Source organism: Nonomuraea diastatica, assembly GCF_004349015.1.
In the GTDB taxonomy this organism is placed as follows: domain Bacteria; phylum Actinomycetota; class Actinomycetes; order Streptosporangiales; family Streptosporangiaceae; genus Nonomuraea; species Nonomuraea diastatica.
Window position 1 is genome coordinate 1 of record NZ_SMKP01000323.1, and the last position, 5,963, is coordinate 5,963.

The 5,963-nt window shown below is 67.0% G+C and carries 6 protein-coding genes and 1 tRNA gene; 3 read left to right on the top strand and 4 right to left on the bottom strand.

The features are described from left to right. The first annotated feature begins 105 nt into the window (after positions 1–105). Positions 106–1,287 carry a site-specific integrase gene (locus E1294_RS50575; protein ID WP_132520074.1) on the top strand — a complete coding sequence of 394 codons (1,182 nt, stop codon included), beginning with the start codon at positions 106–108 and terminating at the stop codon, positions 1,285–1,287. 103 nt (positions 1,288–1,390) lie between these two features. Here E1294_RS50575 and E1294_RS50580 read toward each other — a convergent pair. Next, positions 1,391–1,465: transfer RNA gene (locus E1294_RS50580), tRNA-Val, on the bottom strand. A 484-nt stretch (positions 1,466–1,949) separates the two neighbouring features. On the opposite strand from E1294_RS50580, the gene E1294_RS50585 reads away from it, so the two are divergent. After that, positions 1,950–2,366, top strand: coding sequence for an SsgA family sporulation/cell division regulator (locus E1294_RS50585; protein WP_132341648.1), 417 nt, complete (start codon positions 1,950–1,952; stop codon positions 2,364–2,366). A 57-nt stretch (positions 2,367–2,423) separates the two neighbouring features. On the opposite strand, the gene E1294_RS50590 is transcribed toward E1294_RS50585, so the two are convergent. Next, complete coding sequence (locus E1294_RS50590; protein WP_246083862.1) at positions 2,424–2,981, bottom strand: DUF305 domain-containing protein; 558 nt, start codon at positions 2,979–2,981, stop codon at positions 2,424–2,426. 135 nt (positions 2,982–3,116) lie between these two features. Here E1294_RS50590 and E1294_RS50595 point away from each other — a divergent pair, with 135 nt between their 5' ends. Next, positions 3,117–4,493 carry an LVIVD repeat-containing protein gene (locus E1294_RS50595; protein WP_132520080.1) on the top strand — a complete coding sequence of 459 codons (1,377 nt, stop codon included), beginning with the start codon at positions 3,117–3,119 and terminating at the stop codon, positions 4,491–4,493. 5 nt (positions 4,494–4,498) lie between these two features. Here the strand turns inward: E1294_RS50595 and E1294_RS50600 are convergent, their stop codons facing one another. Both E1294_RS50600 and E1294_RS56900 read right to left on the bottom strand, forming a co-directional pair. Further along, on the bottom strand, positions 4,499–5,023 hold the full coding sequence (locus tag E1294_RS50600) for a hypothetical protein (RefSeq protein WP_132520083.1): 525 nt from the start codon (positions 5,021–5,023) through the stop codon (positions 4,499–4,501). Between the two features lie 57 nt (positions 5,024–5,080). Further along, positions 5,081–5,683, bottom strand: a complete 603-nt coding sequence (locus E1294_RS56900; RefSeq protein ID WP_246083863.1) for a hypothetical protein — start codon at positions 5,681–5,683, stop codon at positions 5,081–5,083. Between the last annotated feature and the right edge of the window lie 280 nt (positions 5,684–5,963).

Consider the following 5,963-nt stretch of genomic DNA (forward strand, 5'->3'; position numbering starts at 1 on the left):
AAGACCGTCTCCGCCGGTACGCCGAGTCGCAGGAACGAGATGTGTCGTGGGTGATCAGGAAGGCGATCGAGGAGTACCTCAACCGTCACGAGAAGGGGTGATCCCTTGGCCAAGATCCTGATCGGCACGTACGAAGCGACCATCTACCCCGAGGGGGACGGCTTCACCGGAGCCATCTCCCTCGGGTTCGGCCCCGACGGCAAGCGCCAACGCCTCAAGCGCAAGGCCAAGACCAAGACCGCCGTCAAGGACAAGTCGATCAAGGCCGTCAAAGACCTTGAAGCGGGCATCACCGCATCGGAGACCTACACCGTGCGCGATGCCGTCAACGACTGGCTCAGCAAGGGCCTCAAGGGCCGGTCCGAGAACACGGTCACCAAGCTGCGCATCCTCGCCGAAACGCACGTCATCCCCGGACTGGGGAAGATCAAGCTCCAGCAGCTACGCGCGGATCACGTGGATGAGTGGCTTGACCAGCTCGCCGGCGAGCTGGCGACCACCACCCTGCGGGAGATTCACAGCGTGCTGAAGCGAGCCATCCGGCAAGCCCAGGCACGCGACATGGTGCTCAGGAACGTTGCGGAGCTGGTCACCACGCCCAAGGGCACGGACGGGCGCCCCAGCAAGGCACTCACCCGGCACCAGGCGGAGGCGGTGCTCAAGGCGGCGGCATCCTCGGAACTTCATGCCTACGTGGTGCTCAGCCTCACCACGGGCGTCCGTACCGAGGAAGCCCGCGCCCTGCGCTGGGATCACGTCGTCGCCTGGATACCGAGCCTTAAGCAGTGGCAAGCGGTCACCGAGGCAGGGTTCAAACACAAGAAGCTCGCCGTCTACGTATGGCGAGCCGTCCGAGAAGGGGGTGACACCAAGACCCGAAAGTCGCGGCGCACGCTGGAACTACCCAGACTCGCCGCCGAAGCGCTCCGGCACCATCACACCCGCCAGATCGCCCACAAGCTCAGGGCGGGCGCGGCATGGCAGGACCACAACCTGGTGTTCTGCACGAGCGTCGGCACCGAGCTGGACGCGGCGAACGTGCGGCGGGCATTCCGCAAGATCACCAAGGACGCCAAGATCGGAATCGCCTGGACACCACGCGAGCTGCGTCACTCGTTCGTCTCCATCATGAGTGACCAGGGTGTGCCCATCGAGATCATCGCCGATCTCGTCGGGCACACGGGCACCAGCGTCACGGAGGCGGTCTACCGGCACCAGCTCAGGCCGGTGATCACCAAAGGTGCCCAAACCATGAACACGATCTTCGGTGACAGCCGACACGGGTAGAGAGTCCGAGTGAGATGGCTCCCCGATTGGCTCCCATCGGCCCCCAGACACGAGGAAGGGGGCCTCGGATCAACTCCGAAACCCCGTGCTACCTGCGTCTTCGTGGTGGGCGATACTGGGATCGAACCAGTGACCTCTTCGGTGTGAACGAAGCGCTCTCCCGCTGAGCTAATCGCCCGCCCTGCCAGCTCCACTTGGTGCCGACGGGGAAAACCATACCGCACTCTGGTGCCTGCTGGCGAAGCGATGTGATCCCGAGCGGGTGGGCCGGGCGACGGGAGGGGGTCGGCGGGGACCGGATCGCCGCAGCAGTAGGGATTCGGGTGAAACGCGGCGGTTGCCCATCGGCATGGCGGGTCGGTGGCATACCATCAGTCGTGTTCCGGAAGCGCCGGTCGCGATCATTTCGTAAGAAACGTTCATGACCGACGCCTACGGAACACGGTCCACCGCACGCAAAACCCTTGCAAATACGACCCGATTGATGCCGTTTAGCCTGGTAGATGCCTAAATGTCCAGCTGTGATGTGCGTTACAGAAGGCCCTAGGAGCGGAATCTTTCCTACGGGTTTCTTCGTTCCCTGCGTCATAGCTCAGGACGAAGTCCGTCAGAGCAGTGAAAGCCCCGTAGAGGGGACCTACGACGAAAAGGTTTGGCTGACGATGAACAGCACCACCGTCTCCGCCGAGCTTGGCCTTCGGCTTGTGGTCCCCGACCGTACAACCGTCCCCCTGCTCGCCGGGTTGAGTTACACAGCCGACGACCCATACGCCATCCGCATGGCCTTCCACGTAGGGAACGACGAGCCGGTCGAGTGGATCTTTGCTCGCGAGCTGCTGACCGTGGGCATCGTGCGACGCGTCGGCGACGGCGACGTGCAGGTGTGGCCCGCGCGTGCCGACGGCGAGCGCACACTGCACATCAGTCTCACGTCACCGTTCGGGCAGGCGCTCTTCGAAGTGCCGCTGGCCCCGCTCACGGAGTTCCTCCACCGCACGTACGAGAAGGTGCCCGCGGGCCGCGAGACCGACTTCATGGATCTCGACAGCGAGCTGACCAACATGCTCTGGCCCTCGTGATCCGGAGCGCACCCGCTCCGGAGCGCCCCCCGATCCAGAGCATCCCCTGACCCGGAGCTAGGCCGGCAGCGATTCCAGCACCCGCTCCATGCGGGCGATCTCGATGCTCTGACCTGAGTACACATCCTTGGCGAGCAGCCGCATGCGCCGGTCACGGCCGGTCGCGAGTTGCTCTCCCGCCATCTTCACCGCTCCCTGGTGATGCCTGATCATCAGCTGGAGGAACAACCGGTCGAAGGCCGTTCCCTTGGCCGCGCCCAGCGCGTTCAGCTGCTGCTCGGTCGCCATCCCGTAGCCCTCGGCCTCCCCGTGGTCGTGCCCCGACGGCGCGGAGCGGCCCAGCTCGGCGAGCCAGCCGGTCATGCCTTTGATCTCCGGGAGCTGGGCGGCGTCGATCGCGCGGGCGATCGAGCGGATGGTGGGTGTGGTCGTGCGGTCGTCCACCAGCGCGGTCATTTCCAGTGCCTGGCGATGATGCGGGATCATGGCCTCGGCGAAACGTACGTCGGAGGCCACGGTCGGGGCGGGCGTCTGCCCGATCCGCTCCCCCGGCGTCGCCGTGCGTCCATGGTCTCCCGGGCTGCCCGGCACGATGACCGGCGCCTCCGTTCCCACGGCAGAGGGTTGGGCAGACGGCTGCGAGCAGGCGCTAAGGCCCAATATGGTCAGAACCGTGATGAAGACCGTGCGCGGCGTCGAACCTGCTGACATAGCTTCCATACTGAGCCACAACATGAAGGGGAATGCGCGTTGATCTCTGCCAAGCTGCGCGGAGCGTTGTTGTGTACGGCCTTGCTGCTGGTCTCCGCGTGTGCCGGAGGCCCGCTGGGAGGCAGGCCAGAAACGCCCGCCGGGTCGTCGCAGGAGACCAGCGCTCCAGCAAAGACCGCCGCGAACGGCGTGATGAAAAGCGACAATGTGGAACACGTCGCCAACATTCCGAGGACCGCTCCGTTAAACGGTCCGGACGACCTCAACACGGACCTCGCCTTCCAGGGCGACTACGCGTACGTGGGCAACTTCGGCGGGTTCACGATCTACGACATCAGCGACCCGACGAAGCCGGAGATCGTCAGCCAGGTGTCCTGCCCGGCGCAGCAGAACGACATCACCGTCTACGGCGACCTGCTCATCCTGTCGATCGACGAGCCGCGCAGCGGCCCGGAGTGCGACTCTCGTGATGACCGCCGCAGCTGGGAAGGGCTGCGCATCTTCGACATCAGCGACAAGAAGAGCCCCAGGTACGTCAGCGCGGTCCAGACCGACTGCGGCTCCCACACGCACACGATGGTCCCCGCCGGGGAGACCTTGTACGTGTACGTCTCCTCGCCGGGCCCGGAGCCCGAGTCGGAGACCTGCCAGCCGCCGCACGAGCTCATCCAGATCGTGGAGATCCCGGTGCAGGACCCGCAGTCGGCGAAGATGGCGGCGAAGCCGGACCTCTTCCCGGAGCGCTCCACCAGCGAGAACGGCTCCGGCTGCCACGACATCACCGCCTACCCGGAGAAGAACGTGGCCGCAGCCGCCTGCTTCGGCGACGGCGTGATCCTCGACATCTCCAACCCGGTCGAGCCGAAAGTCGTCCAGCGGCTCAACGACCCTGAGAACTTCCAGATCTGGCACTCGGCGACGTTCAACAACGACGGCACGAAGATCGTGTTCGGTGACGAGCTCGGCGGCGGCGCCATGGCCACCTGCGACAGGAACACCCCTCCCACGAAGGGCGCGGACGCCGTCTACGACCTGGTGAACGGCCAGTTGGAGCGGCGCGGCTACTTCAAGATCCCGAGGGAGCAGCAGCCGGACGAGAACTGCGTCGCCCACAACGGCTCCCTGATCCCGGTGCCGGGCAAGGACGTCATGGTCCAGTCGTGGTACCAGGGCGGGGTGTCGATCTGGGACTTCACCGACTCCGCCAACCCGAAGGAGATCGGCTTCTTCGAGCGCGGGCCCGACGAGACCGGCGGCACCGTGGGCTCCTGGTCCGCGTACTACTACAACGGCTACATCTACTCCAGCGACATGCGCCAGGGCCTCGACGTGCTGCGGATCACTCATCCGCTCACCGACCCGGCCCAGCAGGTCAAGATGGACGACTTCAACGTACAGACGCAGAAGTCGTACTGAAGGGTTCAGTGCGCCTCGGTGGTCCCCCAGGACGGCCAGCAGTGCTTCGACCGCGCTGCCGCGCCCGCGATGGCGGCGCCGTCGAGCCGCACGGTCTCCAGGCCGATGCCGGCCCACGGCCACTCCATGGTGAGGACGAAGTCCTCCGGCGGCGGCAGCGGATGCAGCCACAGGGGCGTCTGGTAGAGGGTGAACGTCGCGTCGCCGCGCACGCCGCCGGGAAACCAGGAAAGGCTCGGCGGCGCGCAGTGGTGGTCGGCGTCGGAGGCGACTTCGACGCCGTCCGGATAGCGCAGCGTGATGTGCAGCGAGGTGCTCTCCTCGCCGGAGAACGCCGAGTCGAGCTGCAGCGCCAGGCCGCGCGGCGCCGCGGCGTTGCGGGCCACGACGTCGATGTTCAGCAGGCAGCCGGTGTCGAAGGCCTGGATCATCGGCAGCAGGACGGCTAGGGCGGGGGTTCGGGCGAGCACGCGCTCCACCGTGACGATGGCGCCCATGGTGGAGATCGGCGGCACCGGGGCTGTCTCCATGTCCCTCATCATCGCCTCACGACGGGCTTGAGGCGATCCCATGGCGTGCCCGGATCGCTAGCCGGGCGCGGCGATCTCCCCCTGCCGCCAGCCCCCGAACGTCGTGGAGTAGGTGGAGGCGAGCTCGGTGCCGCGCACCTCGGTCACCCAGGAGAGCACGAAGAGCCGGGGACGGTTCTGCGGGTCCAGCTCCAGCTGCCAAGTGATCCTGGTGCCTTTGAGCTCGCTCGTCTTCCAGCCGGCCATGCCCGCGAGCTGCTCCTGGATCGCGCCGGGGGCCTTCTCCGCCGGCAGGCTGCCGGAGTAGCGCGGGCCGGCCGCGTCCACCCGCTCCGTGCGCCCCACCAGGTCGAGGATGACGCCGATTCCGGACATGGTGACAACCATGTCGAGGTAGTCCTGGCCGCGCGGCTCGCGCTCACCCTGGGGTTTCCCGTCGACGAACAGCTCGACGGAGCCGCCGGACAACACCATGGCCACGTCCATCGCGGGCTCGCCGGCGGGGGCGACGGTCATGGCGTAGGCGCAGTTCTGCGGGCTGAAGCTCACCTCGGGATGGAACCGGATCCGGCCGTGCGCCTTCGCGGCGAACTCGCTCTGCGTCAGGGCGCCGTCGAAGGTCAGGTCGGCCATCGGCTTCACCGTGATCGCGCTCTGCATCGCGATCACGATGTCCTGCCCTTCCGGCCGCGGCGGGACGATCGTGCGCTCGGGCGCCGCGGTGGCGCCCGGCGAGCCGTCCTGCCCGGCCGGTGTCGCCCGGCCCGCGGATGTGGTGGACGTCACGGCCCGGCCGCTCACGTCCGGGCTGCCCGCGGCGGCGTTCCCGCAGGGGATGTGCCTTGACGTGCGCGGCGAGCTCAGCCGCCACCTCCTGGTGTTCGCCGGTGGCCAGGCGCAGGTCGACGTGGTCTTCCTGAGCCGTGAGGCGCTCTTCTTC